Genomic DNA, 16,659 nt, shown 5'->3' with positions numbered 1-16,659 from the left:
GGGGTAAACCCATGGAGTAATTCAGCACCCGRCTATTTAGGTTGTAGCGCAATTCACCGGCCTGCAGTAGCTGGCGGATRTAGCCCTCCAAGGCGGAACCAATCCCGCGCAGGTTGTAGTCGTTCATTGGGGTGTTGGCCGCGGCTTCCACCAGCTCAGCAAAGCGTTGCTGCACCTTGGTTAGGGGAGCAGCATCCCATTCAAATTCGTTATCTGGATCCAAATCAAGGGTGAGTTGATCGTTGGCAGCCGTGAGGATGCCGTCGCTGCCAACGGTGGCCGCAAATATCCGCACATGGCGGGTGGTGCACTTCAGCGGCGTGTCAGACACCGGCGATAAACAGCGAGAGGGTTCCTAACTCTATGGTGAGCGCTCAATTTGAACAGGGGCGCAGATGCGGGTGGCGATTGCCGGGGCAGGTCTTGCGGGCTTGTCGTGCGCCAAATACCTCAGTGATKCTGGCCACACACCAGTGGTATAYGAAGCCCGAGATGTGCTCGGCGGCAAGGTGGCCGCCTGGCAAGACGAAGACGGTGATTGGTATGAAACCGGYTTGCACATCTTTTTTGGTGCCTACCCAAACATGCTTCAGCTCTTTGCTGAACTAGGCATCGAAGAGCGGCTGCAATGGAAAAGCCATTCGATGATYTTTAACCAGCGGGAGGTGCCCGGCAGCTATAGCCGCTTTGATTTCCCTGATCTGCCGGCACCGCTCAACGGCGTGGCAGCGATCCTTGGCAATAACGAYCTACTCACCTGGCCGGAAAAARTTGCCTTTGGCTTGGGTTTGGTGCCGGCAATGCTGCGGGGGCAGGAATATGTGGAAAGCTGCGATAAATATTCMTGGACGGAGTGGTTGCGCCTCCACAACATCCCCGAACGGGTGAATGATGAGGTATTTATTGCCATGAGCAAGGCGCTTAATTTCATAGATCCAGATCAGATCTCCAGCACAGTTTTACTAACAGCCCTAAATCGCTTTTTACAAGAAAAGAATGGCTCAAAGATGGCTTTTCTTGATGGCAACCCACCGGAGCGMCTTTGTATGCCAATGGTGGAACACATCCAAGCCCGYGGCGGTGAGGTGCATCTGGAGGCGCCCCTGCGGGAGATCCAGTTGGCGGAAAMCGGCGAGGTGAATGGTTTCCGCATMGCTGGCATCAAYGGCARGGAGGGCTATCTRGCGGAAGCCGATGCCTATGTGAGCGCTCTGCCRGTGGATCCCTTCAAGTTGCTATTRCCTGAACCATGGAAGGAAATGCCATTTTTTAGTCGCCTTGATGGYTTAAGGGGCGTGCCAGTAATTAATATCCATCTGTGGTTTGATCGCAAGCTCACTGATATCGACCATCTGCTATTCAGCAGATCGCCCCTGCTTAGTGTTTACGCAGATATGAGTAATACCTGTCGCGAGTATGAAGACCCAGAGCGTTCGATGCTCGAGTTGGTTTTTGCCCCTGCCCATGATTGGATCGGCAGGCCTGATAGTGAAATTGTTGCMGCCACATTGGGTGAGCTAGAGCGATTATTTCCCCAGCATTTTGGTGGGGAAGAGCCAGCTAAATTGCGTAAAAGCAAAGTGGTTAAAACACCGCTTTCGGTATATAAAACCGTGCCCGGYTGCCAGGCCCTKCGGCCAAGCCAGGCCACACCGATCGCCAATTTCTTTTTGGCTGGCGACTACACCATGCAGCGCTATCTCGCTTCGATGGAAGGTGCCGTGCTCAGCGGTAAACTCTGCGCGGCTGCAGTGGCGAGCTAAACGATGGTGCTATGCCCCCTGCCCTCGAAATCMGTTTTGCCATCCCTTGATGAGGCCTATGAGGCCTGCCGGCTGGAAACGGAGCGGTGGGCTAAAACCTTCTACCTTGGCACCCTGTTGATGCCCCCGGCGAARCGGCGGGCAATTTGGGCCATCTATGTGTGGTGCCGCCGCACCGATGAATTGATGGATAGCCCGGAGGCGCAAAATCTGCCGGTGCAAGAATTGAGCGATCGGCTTGATTGTTGGGARCAACGCACRCGAAACCTGTTTCAAGGTGATGTGCTCGATGGCCTTGATCTGGTGATGGCAGATGTGCTCGAGCGTTAYCCCCAGCCCCTTGAACCCTATTTGGAAATGATCGAGGGCCAGCGCATGGATTTGCGCAAACATCGCTAYGCCACTTTTGCCGAATTAGAGAGCTATTGCTTTCGCGTTGCAGGCACCGTGGGTTTGATGACCCAAGAGGTGATGGGTTTAGATCCTGCCTACATCAGCGCCCCATGGAGCAATAAACCAAATACGAGCGAAGCGGCTGTGGCCCTTGGTATTGCCAACCAGCTCACCAATATCCTCCGTGATGTGGGCGAAGATCGCGGCCGCGGCCGAATTTATTTGCCCCAAGAGGATCTGCAGCGCTTTGGTTATTCAGAGGCGGAATTGATGGCTGGCACCCTGAATGAAAATTGGAATGCCTTGATGGCTTTTCAGTTGCAGCGGGCCCGCCACTGGTTTGCCCTTTCCGAATCTGGGGTGCGTTGGTTGGCAGCTGATGCCCGCTGGCCGGTGTGGGCTTCCTTGCGCATCTATCGCGGCATCCTCGATGCCATTGAAAAGCTCAACTACGACGTTTTTAACCACAGGGCCTATGTGCCTCGGGTGGGTAAGTTTCTWGATCTGCCCCTGTCTTATTTGATTGCTCAGGCCCGCTGAGCTAACCACTGGCGCAGRATTGGATTAACAATTTCCGGTGCCTCATCGTGGGGGCAATGGCCTAGCCCTGGCAATAGTTTTAGTTCCTTTACGCAGGCAAATTGCGCCGCCCAGCGGCCTGCTTCTAMGGGGKCCTCCCAGGGGTCAGCCGCACCCCAAAGCAAACGCACCGGTAGTGGCGGCTCGATCTGGGCCAAAAGTTCTGGGGCCAGGTGGTCGTTAAAGAGATTCACAAAGCCGCGGAAGCTTTCGGTGGCGCCCTCAGCAAGGCTGGGCCCGTGCAGCAGGGCCACCARCTCTTGATCCACATTGGCGCCGCTTGGATAGGCCCTGAGCAGCACGCTGCGGATAAAAGCAGGCCGGGCCAACAGCCGAAATAATGGGTTGATCACCCACCGCTGCYGCACCAGTTGCTTGATCAAAGGGCGACTGGCGCGCTCGAGGCCTGGCAGTTGGGCGGCGCGTTTGTCGTCGAGGCTGCGCTGGGCGCAATCGATCAGGATTAGTTGGGCCGGCGGCTGCCCTTGCTTTTGCATTAAGCAAGCAGCCGTTAAAACAACCATCGCACCAATTGAATTACCCACYAGYTGCACCTGCACCCCTGGTGCTGGGGCAACCACCTGCTGGATGAAATCGCTCAGCAATTGGGCCCAMAGATCAAAGCAGTAGCGCAGTGAACCTGGGCTTGCAGCCTCATTTTYAAGTTGGGAGCGGGGTTTTGCGCTAGCACCAAAACCGAGCAGATCGATGGCAAATACAGGCCTGTCTTCACTGATGGGGCCCAGGTTGAAACGCCAGTGGCCRCTGGAGGCGCCAAAGCCGTGCACCAGCACCACTGGATCAGCACCATTGGCAATTCCGGCCTGGCGGTAGGCAATTYGCTGGGAACCGCTATTCCCTTGCCAGGTCCAAAAATGAAGTGTGGTCAAAAAATAATTAYTAGGCGGTTGTTTTTTGGTTTGCCAGCAGATCTTTCAGTTTGGATAGTTCGCCGGCCCAGCGGGGGTCGGGGGCTGCTGCTGCAGGTGCATCGCTATGCACAACTTTGTCTACTGATTTACGCGCGGGTGTGGGYCCGGCGGAGCTGGGGCGGCGATCGCTGCCGCCAGCGCGCTCATTGCCGCGGCTTTCACGCTTCTCCGACACCTCCACCTTCAATTGGTTGCCGCCATATTCACGGCCGTTGAATTGTTCRATTACGGCATCTGTGAGTTTGGCGTCGTCCACATTYACAAAACCAAAACCACGGCAGGCGCCCGTATCACGGTCGAGAACAGCTTTAAATCGCACGCCAGCGCCAACGGCAGCAAACAGTTCCTCCAGTTCTTTTTGGTTAAACGACTGGGGCAGGTTGCCAACGTAGAGGCGGGTGCTCATGGGAAGAAAAAAACGTGGGGCCTTTGTTTATAACCAGATGCTCTGGAAGCTTGGGCCAGGAACAATGCAGTTAATCATGCGGCAGGGGGTCTTTGCTCAGCAAGGATCCTGGCGGCCTCCAGGTTATGGGGCCTGCCAAAGGCGCGAGCCCGGGTTAGTTGAGCCAAAAGCAGCCCCAGGGCTGGGCCCGGCTTGATCCCCAACTCCCGCTGCAATTGGGCCCCATCAATGGGGCTGCGGGGATGGAACAGGCARTCGTTTGGGTTGCGCCAGCGCTCTAGCCAGCCTTTGGTTTGCTGCGGTGCAAGCAGCACTAGGGCAGCTAGATCTAGCTCTAATTCCTGGCAAAGCAGCAATTGTTGCTCCTCGCCAAGGCYGGGGCTAGTAGCCAAAATTCGTAACCATTTACGCAAAATTGAACAGCGTTGCTGCAGCCTTTTGCTGGCCCGCAGGCGCCCCAAACCACTGGCGCCAAACAACTGGGCAAAGCGCGCCAGGGGTAAGGCAGTAGWTGCTTCAGCTGCGCTGAGGGGGCCCGCATCATTGAGCGGTTGCAAGTTATCAAGGGCCAGCTCCTCCAACCATGGCTGCAGTAAACCCAGYTCTATGGCTTGGCGTAGKCCCTGGGCCCCAAGGGGGCACCTGGCTAATTTTTCCAATTCCGCCAATACCCGYTCAGCTGAAACCTGGCTAAGCAAGGCTCCATGGCGTTGCACAAAGGCGYTGGTGCTGGCGGMYAACTGAAAATTCAGCTCCGCCGCCARGCGCGGCCCCCGCAATAAACGCAARGGATCCTCCTGGAGGTTTGCTTCGCTGATGGCAGTGAGCTGGCCCTTGGCCAGATCAGCCAGGCCGCCKAGGGGATCCAGCAGGGGGCCATCAACCCCWAGGGGGAGGGCCATGGCGTTGATGCGGTAGTCGCGCCGRTGCAGATCTTCCACCAGGCTGCTGCCGGCGCAGGCGGCTAGATCAATGGTCCAGGGGCCTAGCACCACCCTTGCCATATCCCTTGGGGCATCAAGCACCACCGCAACGCCCCTGTGGGCCTTAGCCAGCTGGCGGGCTAGGGCAATTGCCCCAGTGGGCACCACCAGGTCGAGGTCGGGGTGGGGTGGCAAACGATCCAGCAGGCCATCCCGCACGGCACCGCCCACCAGGGCGCAGCCGGGTGGCAACTGCTCGATCGCCAGCGGCCAGCTCTGCGGCGCTAGCCGCTGCCGCAACAGGYTTGCCGCCCCCTGGGTGCTGGTGGCTGTRGCTRGCAAATCCATGGCACCATCTTGACGCTGTAATTTCACGGCACAATTCAGCTATCAACCAAGCCCACCCATGTGCATTTGCCTGGATTGTTCCTGGATCCAGCGCTGCACTGCCTATCACCGGGTGGAAAAGGAGCATGGCGTGCCCCATTTGAATCAAAATCCTGATTTCATACCCTTAAATCCCCAGATTCACATTTGCGTGCAAGAGGTGGAAAACAGCTGGGGTGTGGAGTGGGATGTGCGCGGCTGCAATAGTTTTCAAGCTAARTAGCCGCCATGAGTTGTGCCCTGGCGCTCCACAGTTGCAGCAGCACCCTTGGGGTTGCCTTGCTGGATAGGGGCCAGGGCSGTTCCGCTGCTTTCCCCTTAGCCCGTGAATTGGCAAACGGCCTATTTGATGCCATTGCTGAGTTGTYGCCCGCCAGCCGCTGGCGGGAGCTCAGTTGGTTGGCGGTGGCCACCGGCCCCGGCAGTTTTACCGGCACGCGGCTCACCTTGGTGCTAGCCCGCACCCTGGCCCAGCAGTTGCAAATACCCCTTTATGGCTATGGCAGCCTGCGCCTRATTGCAGAGCGSCGCCGGCTGGAATTAGCAAGCACAGGTCCCCATTGGATTGGTCAAACCCTGCCCCGCAGGGGGGTGGTGGCTGGCTATTACGGCGTTAATGCAGCTGCTGTTGAGGAGCTTGAGCCGCCAAGCCTCAATCCAGCTGGATTAACCAGCRMCTTTTGGGAGGCGCAGATGCAACCGGAGCACGATGCCCGGCTGATGTTGCAGCTGAGTGAACCTTTGTTTGAGCAAAACATCGCTGGCCCTTGGCAGCAGGTGTTGCCCATCTACCCCACCTCCCCTGTTCAAGAATTACCTGCCMAAAAAACGTCAATCGAAAGCTGATGTGGCGTTTATTGCTGGGGGCAGGCTTAGTTGTTGGGCTRTGGAGTTGCGGGGCAAAGCTTGTGGAACCYCTGCTGCCGCCACCCCAACAAATTTTGGTTTTGGGTGGTGATCTTGAGCGGGAGGAGGTGGGCGCCCAGCTGGCCCGCAGTACCCAATTGCCCCTGCTGGTGAGCAGTGGCAGCAATGCCGAATATGCCCATTGGCTGYTAGCCCGCCATGGCCTAGATCCCAGCAAAGTTCAGCTGGATTACCGCGCCAGCGACACCCTYAGCAACTACACAAGCGTGGTGGATGARTTACAKCGCAAGGGGGTGCGCCACGTGCTTTTGGTAACCAGCAGTGACCACATGGAAAGGGCCCTGCTGGTGGGGCGCTTGGTGGCGGGCAGCAGRGGYGTTTACCTCAGCCCGGTGGMGGTGCCCTGCGGCAACAACTGCGTTCCKGAATCGCGCCGCAAGGTGTGGGGTGATGGTTTACGCGCCTTGGTTTGGGTTGTTAGCGGCAAGGATTTACGCCAACAGTTGAAGCTGAAGGCGCCTCCAGCAARGCATTGATCGCCTCCTGGCAGGCCCTAGTGGTGGCCTCCAGGTCGGGGCGACGGCGGGAGGCAGGTGGAGGGATTGGCAGCCCCACCCGCACTTCTAGGGGCACCAGCCGTGGCCAGGTTTGACCAGGCCCCAGGGCCCTGTGGGTGTTCACAAGGGCCACCGGCAGCAGCGCTGCCCCACTGCGGGCTGAAAGCAGGGCTGCCCCCAGCTGGGGGTCCTCAACCCGGCCACTGGCCTGGCGGGTGCCATCTAAAAAAATCCCCGTGGCCCAGCCCAGCTCCAAACGCCCGAGGGCAGTGCGGATCGCCTCCCGATCGCTCGCGCCGCGGCTAACGGGATAGGCGCCGAGGCTRCGGATCAACGGCCCCAAAAYAGGCACCGTAAATAATTCCGCCTTAGCCATAAAACTYACCGGCCGCGGCAGGGTGTGGCCCAATAGGGGTGGATCCAGGTGGGAACCGTGGTTTGCCACCACCACCAAGGGCCCCTGGCGGGGTACCCGTTCCATGCCRCGGCAGCGGCCACGAAATAACAAACGAAAAATTGGTGCCACCAATAGCCATTGCACCAGGCGATAGCTGGGGCTCGGTTGGGGCCTAAGGATTAGGGGGAAGTTTTGTGATGAAGGCATCTCAAGCGACACCCAGATCGTTTAGGCAGCTGATCTGGGYTRTTACCACTGCCGGCAAGCTGCGTTTTATTAAGCCGCTCAGCACTGCCCCGGGCCCCACCTCCACCACGGTGTGGATSCCAGCCAACTCAAATTGCTGCATCGTTTCGCGCCAGCGCACCCCTGAGGTCATCTGCTGCTCGAGCCTTTGCTTTAAATCGCTGCCATCACTGCAGGGGCTGGGGTTTGTGTTGCTCAGGATCGGCACGGTGCTGTTGTTAAAAGCCAGCGCAGCTAACTCCTTGGCAAAGGCCGCGGCTGGAGCTGCCATGAAGGGTGAATGGAAAGCGCCCGAAACGGCAAGGGGCACGGCCCGTTTGCAGTTAACTGCCGCTAACACGGCATCAAGGGCTGCCTGGCTGCCGGAAAGCACCACCTGGCCATCGCTGTTGTCGTTTGCGATCACCACATCAGCCGTTGCAGCTACGGCTTCCTCCAGGCTGCTGCGGTTGAATCCGATCACAGCCACCATGGCGCCCTCGGCGGCGGCGGCCATTAATTCACTCCTGCGAATTACCAACTGCAGCCCGGTTTCAAATTTAAAAACACTGCCGGCATAGAGGCCAACTAATTCACCTAAACTGTGGCCTGCCAACAGATCTGCTTGCTTTTCCTGTTGATGCAGCAGATCCACCAGCAGGCTTTCAAGCACAAATAGGGCYGGCTGGGTGTTGCGGGTGTTGTTGAGGTTGTGAAGGTCGTTTTCGATCTCGGGGYAAGTGCCTGCGCAGATCTGGGCCAGGTTGCGGCCCAACAGATCAGAKGCCAGCTCAAAGCGTTCTTTTGCTAGTGGATGCTCCAGCAAGCCAGCGRCCATGCCGATTTTTTGCGACCCCTGCCCCGGAAACACCCAAGCAATGCCCATACCAGTTGCAAGCTGCGCTAGCCATGGAGGCTACCGGCTGCCTGCCCAACGCCAAAGGGCTGCCCCCCAACTGAGCCCCGCCCCAAAACCACTGCTGGCGATCAAATCACCGGCTTGAATGCGGCCATCGCTCACGGYTTCATGGAGCATCACGGGGATCGTGGCAGCTGAGGTGTTGCCGTAGTTGGCCAGGTTGCTCAACACTTTCTCTGCCGGTAGCCCCAGCCGTTCGGCCACGGCATTAAGGATGCGTTGGTTGGCCTGGTGCAGCAGCAGCCAATCCAACTGCTCGGCGCTCGTGCCTGTGCTGCCAAGCAGTTCCATCAATATTGTTGGCACCTCCCGCACSGCAAATTTATAAACCTCCTGGCCATTCATTGCGATTGGTTCAAAGCCACCCCTCTGGCTTGTTACGCCTGGGATCAAATCCTCAAAAGCCGCCCCTTGGCGCAGGTTTAAACAATCGGCCTTACGGCCATCGGAGGCCATGCGAAACCCGATTAGGCCATCTTCCTCTGGGGTGCAGGCTTCAATTGCCAATGCCCCTGCCCCRTCACCAAAAAGCACACAGGTRCGRCGATCATTCCAATCCACCCAGCGGCTYAATTGATCGGCTCCAATCACAAGGGCCCGCCCCATGGCGCCGGTGCGCAGGTATTGGGAAGCGGTAATCAGGGCAAATAAAAAACCGCTGCAGGCGGCGGTGAGATCAAAGGCAACGGCATTGGTGGCGCCAAGTTGGGCCTGGATGCGGGGGGCGGAGCCRAATAGGTCGTCGGGGCTGGAGGTGGCCAGCAGGATTAAATCGAGGCTTGCTGGATCCCAACCGGCGGCAGCTAGGGCCTTGGCACCAGCCATAGACGCCAGCTGGGTGAGGTTTTCGCCCTCACCGGCAATGCGCCTGGCGGCGATGCCCGTGCGGCTGCGGATCCAGTCGTCGCTGGTGTCTACCCGTTGGCTGAGGGCCTCATTGCTAACACTGTTATGGGGCAGGGCTGCTCCTGTGGCGCAAAAGCGAATGCCCTTCATTGACCATCCCCTTCACTAAGGCGGTGCAGATTTTCTAACGCCCCATGGCTGGCGGCGGTGTGGGCAAGGCGCAGGGCCCCCAATACGGAAAGTGCTTTGCTGCTGCCATGGCCGATCACGCAGATCCCATCCACCCCTAAAAGCAGGGCACCGCCGTGTTCAGCGTGGTCGAGCCGTTTTTTGATGCGCCGCAAATTGTTGCGAAGGAATGCAGACCCCACCTTGCCGCGGCGACCGCGGGGTAGTTCGGCCTTGAGCACCTCCAACAGCACGCTGCCCACGGATTCCAAAAATTTGAGCAGCACATTGCCGCTGAAGCCATCGCACACCACCACATCAAAGTCACCGGAAAGAACATCGCGGCCTTCGCAATTACCGGCGAAATGGAAGCGCTTTTCAGCCGCCAACAGGGGGTAGCTGCGCAGGGCGAGATCGTTGCCCTTGCACTCCTCTTCGCCAATGTTTAAAAGGCCGATGCGGGGCTTTGCCACCGCCAACACATCACGGCTGTAGATGTTGCCCAGCAGGGCGAATTGATGCAGATAACTGGGTTTGCAATCCATATTTGCCCCCACATCAAGCACCAACACCTGACGGTTCACATCTTTGGTGGGAAAAAGGGCGCCGATGGCAGGGCGCTCGATGCCCTTCAGCCGCCCTAAACGAAAAATTGCAGAAGCCATAACGGCCCCTGAATTACCAGCTGAATAAACCGCTAGGGCGGCGCCGCTTTTCACTTGATCCATGGCCAGATTGATGCTSGCATCCCGTTTGCGGCGCACCGTGGTGGCCTCTTCCCCCATGCCCACGGAGGGGCCGGCGGGCAGTAGTTGCAGGCATCCCTGGGCCTGGGCCTGGGCAACCCGCTCCTGCAGCTTGAGGTTTTGGATGGCGGTTTGCAAGGGCGCTTCCTCAGCCACAAACAGCACCTTCAAGGCCAATTGCTCGATGGCATCAAGGCAACCCTCAAGGATGGGGCCGGGGGCATGGTCACCCCCCATGCCATCAACGGCAATTGCTATGCGGGGGCCGCGGGGGGCGTTGCTGGCGGCGGGGTTAAAGCCAAACCCAAACCTGCCGCTAAGAACGGTGCCAGCACTGCCCACAAGGCTGATTACGGGCCCGGTGCGGCGATACCAGATCACCAGCCGGCGCATGGCACGGCGGGGCCTGGGCCGCCTGCTGCGGCCCAGTAGGGAATTTGGCTCCGCCATGGAGATTTAGCCTCCGTCGCCGCTGGCGCCGTCGATGATGCGCTGAAAAAGGTAACCGGTTCCGCGGGCGGTGAGGATAAGTTCTGGATTTGCTGGGTCGTCTTCCAATTTGGAGCGCAGGCGCGAGATGTGCACATCAACCACCCGGGTATCCACATGGCGCTCTGGGGTGTAGCCCCAAACCTCCTTGAGGATTTCACCACGGCTAAAGGGTTCTCCRGAACGACCCACCAAAAGCTCYAGCAGGCTGAATTCCATGCCGGTGAGGCGGATCCGCTCATCGTTGCGAAATACCTGACGCTTATTTGTATCCACCTTCAGTTGACCCACCTGGATCACCCCTGAGTTGGGTAGGCCCGGGCCACCGAGGTTGTCTTTATCAACCCGGCGCAATACGCAACGGATGCGGGCCTCCAGCTCCTTGGGGCTAAAGGGTTTCACCACGTAGTCGTCGGCACCGAGCTCAAGGCCCGTGATGCGGTCGGCCACATCACCAAGGGCGGTGAGCATCACGATTGGCACATCCGATTCCTTGCGCAGCTCTTGGCAAACGCCATAGCCATCAAGCTTTGGCATCATCACGTCGAGCACCACCAAATCGGCTGGTTGGCGGCGRAAGGCCTCAAGGGCYTCCTCCCCATCGGCGGCYGTAACCACCTGATARCCAATCATYGTGAGGCGCGTTTCCAGGATCCGACGGATACTGGCTTCGTCGTCTACCACCAGAATTATTTCTTTTCCGTTGGGGGGAGCAGCTGTAACTGCCATAGAGGGCAAGACCGGCAACGGAGCAGTTGGACCACTCAACTGAGGTTTGGCTGCATTTATGTAGTAATTCACATCAATCTTCATAGAACGTTTTGGCAAAGAGCAGCACCAGCTACGTATGCGARAGCTGTGGCGCCCAATCGCGTCAGTTTTTCGGCCGTTGTTCCGCCTGCGGCAGCTGGAACACCATCGTTGAACAGATGGTTGGCAAAAGGGTTATTGCAGCCCATGGCCGMCGCTCTGAGCCCATCTATGCCGTTGGCGATCGGCCGTTGCAACGGCTCTGCAGTGGCTATGGGGAGTTGGATCGCGTGCTGGGTGGTGGCTTGGTGCCCGGCTCTCTGGTGCTGTTGGGGGGTGATCCCGGCATCGGCAAAAGCACGCTGTTGTTGCAGAGCGCCCAGGCGATGGCCACCCGTCATTCCGTGCTTTATGTGAGCGCTGAGGAATCAGCCCAGCAGGTGAAGCTGCGCTGGCGGCGCCTGGTGGATCAACTGGGCCAAACCAACGGCTTGGCAAACCCTGGGGCAAGCGATCCCAATGTTGAGTTGCAATTATTGGCTGAAACCGATCTGGAAATGGTGCTGCAGGAGCTGCAGGCCCTGAAGCCAGCCGTAGCCGTAATCGACAGCATCCAGGCCCTCCACGCCGCTGAACTAAGCAGTGCGCCCGGTTCCGTAGCCCAAGTGCGCGAATGTGCCGCCGCCTTGGCACGCATTGCAAAAAGCCAAAACACTGCCCTGCTGCTGGTGGGCCATGTAACTAAGGAGGGGATTTTGGCGGGTCCAAAGGTGTTGGAACACCTGGTGGATGCGGTGCTCACCTTTGAGGGCGATCGCTTTGCAAGCCATCGCCTGCTGCGGGCGGTGAAAAATCGTTTTGGTGCCACCCATGAATTGGGGGTGTTTGAAATGCGCGGCCAGGGCCTAGTGGAGGTAACCAACCCCAGTGAGTTGTTCTTAGGTGGTGATGAACCAAGCGCTGGCACCGCCACGATCGTGGCCTGCGAGGGCACCAGGGCCCTGGTGGTTGAACTGCAGGCTCTGGTGAGCACCACCAGCTACGCCAGCCCCAGGCGAACGGCCACCGGCATCGGCACCAACCGTTTGCACCAGATCCTTGCGGTATTAGAAAAACATTTRGGCCTGCCACTTTCCCGYTTTGATTGTTATTTAGCCGTGGCGGGTGGTTTGGAAGTGGAGGAGCCGGCTGCCGACCTGGGCGTGGCAGCAGCGGTGGTAGCTAGCTATCGAGATCTGATCATGCCGSSTGGCACGGTATTGATTGCTGAATTGGGCCTTGGCGGCCAATTGCGGCCTGTGGGTCAGCTGGAATTGCGCCTGCAGGAATCAGCTCGCCTTGGTTTTCGCCGGGCTGTGGTACCYAAGGGCAGTGGCCTCGGTCGCCTTGCAGCTGGTTTGGATTTGCAATTGCTAGAAGCTGGCACGATTGCAGAAGCTTTGGTGGCAGCTTTAGGGGCAGATACTGTTAGTTAGAAAAATATATCTGCGTTGCCGCGGCCTGTGGTTTTAAGCCAATTTTGAGCTTCGATGTAATTATTGGGCGCTAAACGTATGGCTTTTGTCCAATAATCAGCGGCTAGATCAAAGCAGCGATCAGCYTCATCGGTTTCACCTTGCTCTTGGGCCAWGCTGCCYAGGTGATGCTGAATAACAGCCATGTTGTTTAACACCTGGGGCATTTTTGCATTTAGGGCCAGGGCCTGTTCGTAGTGCTCTAGGGCCTTGGCGTGGTCGCCATTGCTGGCAAATACCAGGGCCATGTTGTARATGATGAAAGCGCGGTCGTTGGGGTCTTCTTCCAAACGCAGGGCTTCTTCGTAATTTTCTAAGGCCTCGGCATATTCCCCATCCCCCTGGGCACTCATGCCATCGCGGTAGTAGGCAAAGGCTTCCTTTGCCCTTTGGTTGGTGGGTAGCACCTTCAAAATTAAATCGGCCATCACCGTGAAACTTTTGTCGATGAAGTTGTCGTTGCGTTGACTGCGCGGCATGGCATTAGCTCAGTTCAACCCAGTGTGGCCCGTGGGCAGCTTTCCTACCTAACCTGGGTTATGACTTCCCAGGCTTTACTCCTCGATATCGAGGGCATGAAATGTGGTGGCTGTGTTAGCGCCGTAGAAAAACGACTGCTTGCCCAACCGGGGGTGCTAGAGGCCAGCGTCAATTTGCTTAGCCGCACCGCTTGGGTGGAGCTTGAGCCCACGGCCCAAGCTGATTACCTAGCTAACGGTTTGCTGGAAAGCCTGGCGGGGCTTGGTTTCCCTGGGCGAATTAGAAGCCAGCAAAGCGCCCTTGAGCAGTTGCGGGCAAGTAGGGCACCCCTGGGCTGGTGGCAACGCTGGCGGGAACTGGTGATTGCCCTGGTGCTTTTGGTGATCAGCAGCGCCGCCCACTTGAGTGAAACCGGCCCCCTTGCTGATATGCGGCTCCATGGCCTGGTGGCCAGCATCGCTCTGCTGGGCCCAGGGCGCTTGATCCTGGTGCGGGGTTGGCAGGGTTTGCGCTCTGGGGTGCCTGCCATGGACACCCTTGTGGGTTTAGGCGTTTTTAGCGCCTACCTAGCCAGCCTGGTGGCCTTGATTTGGCCTGGGGTGGGCTGGTCTTGTTTTTTTAATGAACCCTTGATGCTGCTGGGTTTTGTGCTGCTGGGCCGCTTCCTGGAAGACCGGGCCAAACGCCGCACCGGCGATGCCCTTGAGGCCCTTGCTGATCTGCAACCCAACACTGCCCTGCTGCTAGTTGGTGATGACTTGCCTAGGCCCGTGCGGGTTGGTGGCCTCAGGCCCGGTGATCGCTTGCGGATCTTGCCCGGTGATCGCCTACCCGTTGATGGCAAGGTGATTTCAGGTTGTTCCAGTGTGGATGAATCGGGTTTAACCGGTGAACCAATGCCCCGTTTGGTGCAGGTGGGAGCTGAACTTTCCGCCGGTGGCCTCAACCTGCAATCGCCATTGGAATTGGAGGTTTTACGCAGCGGCGCTGATTCAGCCTTGGCCCGCTTGATYGAGCTGGTGCAGCGGGCCCAGGCGAGTAAGGCGCCGATTCAGGCCCTTGCCGACCGTTGGGCAGGGCGTTTCACCTGGATAGTGCTGGCCCTTGCGGCGCTCACATTTTTGTTTTGGTGGCTTGTGGGTACCCAGTTGTTTCCTGAGGTGCTCCATGGCCTATCCCATGGCCACGGCCACCACCGCAGCCTTGGCGCTGGGGCAAATACCCCTGTGGGTTTGGCTTTGCAACTTGCCATCGCCGTATTAGTGGTGGCCTGCCCCTGTGCTTTGGGGCTTGCTACGCCAACGGCCATCAGCGTGGCCACAGGCCGCGCCGCCCGCTTGGGGCTTCTATTTAGGGGCGGGGAAGTGCTTCAGGTGGCCGCTGAAGTGCGCACCGTTTTGTTTGATAAAACAGGCACCCTCACCCGCGGCAGGCCCCTGGTGGAAGCTTGCCTGAGCCTGGCCGATGGCCTTGGGGAKCAGCGCTTGCTGCAACTAGCCGCATCCCTGGAGCARCACACCCGYCACCCCCTGGCCTGGGCCCTATTGCAGGCTGCTGAAAGCAGGGGTTTGCCGCTGCTTGCTTGCAGTGCCAGTTCCACCATTGCGGGCGCAGGCGTTGAGGGGAAAGTGGAGGGTATGGAGCAGCTCTGCCGCCTGGGCAGCCTYAATTGGCTTGAACAGCAGGGGGTTGTTCCCCTGGCGGAKGCCCTGGCTTGGCAACTGGAGCAAGGCCAGGCGGGTGCCACGGTGCTTGCCATGGCCCATGGGAAGCAACTGCTTGGTTTATTRGCGGTGCGGGATGCCCTGCGGCCCGATGCAGCAGCAGCGGTGCAAAGGCTTAAGCAGAGGGGATATGGGTTGGGAATCCTKAGCGGTGATCGCCAGGGCCCGGTGCGGCAGCTGGCTGGAGAGYTGGGTTTTGAACCGGAACAGYTGGGCTGGGGTTTGAGCCCAGCCCAGAAATTGGCCAAACTCGAGGCGGCAGCAGCACCGGTGGCGATGGTGGGGGATGGTTTAAACGATGCCCCTGCCCTGGCCGCGGCCAACCTTGGCATCGCCGTTGGCACCGGCACCCAAATCGCCCAAGACAGCGCTGATTTAGTGGTGTTGGGAGATCGCTTGATGGCKGTACCCCAGGCCTTGGAACTGGCCCAACGCTGCATGGCAAAAGTGCGGCAAAACCTGGTTTGGGCCTTTGGWTACAACCTGCTGGTGCTGCCCTTGGCGGCGGGCGTGCTGCTGCCAGGTTTTGGCCTGCTGTTAACGCCACCATTGGCGGCATTGTTGATGGCCATGAGTTCGCTCACGGTGGTTGCCAATGCCCTGTTGTTGAAATTGCCATGACTGCTAGGGGCAAATTTCTAGTGCTTGAAGGCATTGATGGTTGCGGCAAGAGCACCCAGTTGCGCCACCTAGCCACTTGGCTGCCCAGCAGTGGTTTGATGCCGCCTGGGGCTGGCCTGATCTGCAGYCGCGAACCGGGCGGCACAGCCCTGGGCCTTGCCCTAAGGCAATTGTTGTTGCATCCACCTGAGGGATTAGCMCCCCATAGCCGCACGGAATTACTGCTCTATGCCGCTGATCGAGCCCAGCATGTGCAGCAGTGCATTGAACCGGCCTTGGCGGCTGGCAATTGGGTGCTTTGCGACCGTTTTAGTGGGTCAACGGCCGCCTATCAGGGCTATGGCCGCGGCCTAGATCAAGCTTTGATCGATCAATTGGAGCAGTTGGCAACGGCTGGTTTGCGGCCTGATTTATGCCTTTGGCTTGCCCTTGATCCCCTGGAGGCAGCGCAGCGCAGGGCGGGGGAAAGGGCCGATCGCATTGAAGCGGAGGGCTTGGCATTCCTTGGGCGGGTGCATGCTGGKTTCAGCGCCTTAGCGAAACGGCCGGGGTGGCAGCAGGTGTGCGGGCAAGGTGCAGTTGATCAGGTGCAAGCGCGTTTGCAAGCTTGCTTGCAGCAATGGTTTGTGCAAAATCCATGACCGCCCCATTGTTTGCTGGGGTGGTGGGCCATGGCAGGGCCTTGCAATTGCTATGTGCAACTTTGGCTGCRGATCGCCTGGCGCCCGCCTACCTWTTTGCCGGGCCCGAGGGGGTGGGGAGATCCCTAGTGGCTCGCCGTTTTATTGAAGGTTTGAGCGGTGCTGGCCTTAATGGGGATCTGGGGCTGCGCCGCCGCCTAGAGCTTGGTAACCACCCAGATCTGCTTTGGGTGGAGCCCACCTACAGCGAAAAAAGCCAGCAAAARAAGGGGCTRCCCCAATTAAGGCTGGAGCAAATCCGAGAGGTAACCAGATTTTTGGCCCGCCCACCC

At 58.6% G+C, this 16,659-nt stretch carries 18 protein-coding genes and 1 pseudogene; 9 read left to right on the top strand and 10 right to left on the bottom strand.

Annotated elements, in window-relative coordinates; genetic code table 11:
- Positions 1–331: NAD(P)H-quinone oxidoreductase subunit M (gene ndhM, locus C7K08_RS09675; RefSeq protein WP_106500424.1), on the bottom strand; the 331-nt coding region annotated here is incomplete at its 3' end.
- Positions 332–395: 64 nt separating this feature from the next.
- Between ndhM and pds the strand changes: the two genes are divergently transcribed.
- A complete protein-coding gene (gene pds, locus C7K08_RS09670; RefSeq protein ID WP_106500423.1) occupies positions 396–1,763 on the top strand; it encodes a 15-cis-phytoene desaturase in 1,368 nt (455 codons plus the stop codon).
- A 3-nt stretch (positions 1,764–1,766) separates the two neighbouring features.
- Entirely contained in the window at positions 1,767–2,696 is a 930-nt protein-coding gene (locus tag C7K08_RS09665; protein WP_106500422.1) for a phytoene synthase, read from the top strand.
- Here the strand turns inward: C7K08_RS09665 and C7K08_RS09660 are convergent.
- The 3 genes from C7K08_RS09660 to C7K08_RS09650 form a co-directional block, all read right to left on the bottom strand.
- Complete coding sequence (locus C7K08_RS09660; protein WP_241537186.1) at positions 2,684–3,625, bottom strand: alpha/beta fold hydrolase; 942 nt, start codon at positions 3,623–3,625, stop codon at positions 2,684–2,686. The genes C7K08_RS09665 and C7K08_RS09660 overlap by 13 nt on opposite strands.
- 10 nt (positions 3,626–3,635) lie before the next feature.
- Positions 3,636–4,073 carry an RNA recognition motif domain-containing protein gene (locus C7K08_RS09655; RefSeq protein ID WP_106500421.1) on the bottom strand — a complete coding sequence of 146 codons (438 nt, stop codon included), beginning with the start codon at positions 4,071–4,073 and terminating at the stop codon, positions 3,636–3,638.
- Between the two features lie 74 nt (positions 4,074–4,147).
- On the bottom strand, positions 4,148–5,344 hold the full coding sequence (locus tag C7K08_RS09650; protein WP_106500427.1) for a tRNA nucleotidyltransferase/poly(A) polymerase-related protein: 1,197 nt from the start codon (positions 5,342–5,344) through the stop codon (positions 4,148–4,150).
- A gap of 58 nt (positions 5,345–5,402) precedes the next feature.
- Here C7K08_RS09650 and C7K08_RS09645 point away from each other — a divergent pair, with 58 nt between their 5' ends.
- The 3 genes from C7K08_RS09645 (at position 5,403) to C7K08_RS09635 (ending at position 6,786) form a co-directional block, all read left to right on the top strand.
- Positions 5,403–5,606, top strand: a complete 204-nt coding sequence (locus tag C7K08_RS09645; RefSeq protein ID WP_106500420.1) for a Ycf34 family protein — start codon at positions 5,403–5,405, stop codon at positions 5,604–5,606.
- A gap of 5 nt (positions 5,607–5,611) precedes the next feature.
- The gene (gene tsaB / locus C7K08_RS09640) at positions 5,612–6,229 is read left to right on the top strand and encodes a tRNA (adenosine(37)-N6)-threonylcarbamoyltransferase complex dimerization subunit type 1 TsaB (RefSeq protein ID WP_106500419.1); all 618 of its coding nucleotides are present in this window, start codon (positions 5,612–5,614) and stop codon (positions 6,227–6,229) included.
- 62 nt (positions 6,230–6,291) lie between these two features.
- Complete coding sequence (locus tag C7K08_RS09635; protein WP_341272153.1) at positions 6,292–6,786, top strand: YdcF family protein; 495 nt, start codon at positions 6,292–6,294, stop codon at positions 6,784–6,786.
- Here C7K08_RS09635 and C7K08_RS09630 read toward each other — a convergent pair.
- Genes C7K08_RS09630 through rpaB form a run of 5 tightly spaced genes read right to left on the bottom strand, consistent with a single transcriptional unit; the run spans position 6,728 to position 11,326 of the window.
- Positions 6,728–7,411 carry a lysophospholipid acyltransferase family protein gene (locus C7K08_RS09630; protein ID WP_106500417.1) on the bottom strand — a complete coding sequence of 228 codons (684 nt, stop codon included), beginning with the start codon at positions 7,409–7,411 and terminating at the stop codon, positions 6,728–6,730. The two genes, C7K08_RS09635 and C7K08_RS09630, sit on opposite strands and share 59 nt — an antisense overlap.
- A 1-nt stretch (position 7,412) precedes the next feature.
- A complete protein-coding gene (gene fabD, locus C7K08_RS09625; protein WP_106500416.1) occupies positions 7,413–8,315 on the bottom strand; it encodes an ACP S-malonyltransferase in 903 nt (300 codons plus the stop codon).
- A 30-nt stretch (positions 8,316–8,345) separates the two neighbouring features.
- Entirely contained in the window at positions 8,346–9,344 is a 999-nt protein-coding gene (locus C7K08_RS09620; protein WP_106500415.1) for a beta-ketoacyl-ACP synthase III, read from the bottom strand.
- Positions 9,341–10,558 (bottom strand): phosphate acyltransferase PlsX, encoded by a 1,218-nt coding sequence (plsX, locus tag C7K08_RS09615; RefSeq protein ID WP_106500414.1) that lies wholly within the window; start codon positions 10,556–10,558, stop codon positions 9,341–9,343. Before plsX ends, C7K08_RS09620 begins: the two co-directional genes overlap by 4 nt.
- Before the next feature lie 6 nt (positions 10,559–10,564).
- On the bottom strand, positions 10,565–11,326 hold the full coding sequence (gene rpaB, locus C7K08_RS09610) for a response regulator transcription factor RpaB (RefSeq protein ID WP_106500426.1): 762 nt from the start codon (positions 11,324–11,326) through the stop codon (positions 10,565–10,567).
- Between the two features lie 92 nt (positions 11,327–11,418).
- Here rpaB and radA point away from each other — a divergent pair, with 92 nt between their 5' ends.
- Positions 11,419–12,822 carry a DNA repair protein RadA gene (gene radA / locus C7K08_RS09605; RefSeq protein WP_106500413.1) on the top strand — a complete coding sequence of 468 codons (1,404 nt, stop codon included), beginning with the start codon at positions 11,419–11,421 and terminating at the stop codon, positions 12,820–12,822.
- On the opposite strand, the gene C7K08_RS09600 is transcribed toward radA, so the two are convergent.
- Positions 12,819–13,340, bottom strand: a complete 522-nt coding sequence (locus C7K08_RS09600) for a photosystem I assembly protein Ycf3 (RefSeq protein WP_106500412.1) — start codon at positions 13,338–13,340, stop codon at positions 12,819–12,821. The two genes, radA and C7K08_RS09600, sit on opposite strands and share 4 nt — an antisense overlap.
- 60 nt (positions 13,341–13,400) lie before the next feature.
- Between C7K08_RS09600 and C7K08_RS09595 the strand changes: the two genes are divergently transcribed.
- The 3 genes and pseudogenes from C7K08_RS09595 to C7K08_RS09585 form a co-directional block, all read left to right on the top strand.
- Positions 13,401–15,686 (top strand): heavy metal translocating P-type ATPase, encoded by a 2,286-nt coding sequence (locus C7K08_RS09595; RefSeq protein WP_106500425.1) that lies wholly within the window; start codon positions 13,401–13,403, stop codon positions 15,684–15,686.
- Positions 15,683–16,327, top strand: a complete 645-nt coding sequence (tmk, locus tag C7K08_RS09590) for a dTMP kinase (protein ID WP_106500411.1) — start codon at positions 15,683–15,685, stop codon at positions 16,325–16,327. The genes C7K08_RS09595 and tmk overlap by 4 nt, the downstream gene beginning before the upstream one ends.
- Positions 16,324–16,659, top strand: a pseudogene (locus C7K08_RS09585) (DNA polymerase III subunit delta'); the annotation flags it as partial. The gene tmk and the pseudogene C7K08_RS09585, both read left to right, overlap by 4 nt.

The sequence above is a fragment of the Synechococcus lacustris str. Tous genome, assembly GCF_003011125.1.
GTDB lineage: Bacteria > Cyanobacteriota > Cyanobacteriia > PCC-6307 > Cyanobiaceae > Synechococcus_D > Synechococcus_D lacustris.
The sequence above is the reverse complement of the archived record's forward strand: the minus strand, read 5'-3'. Positions and strand labels throughout refer to the sequence as shown.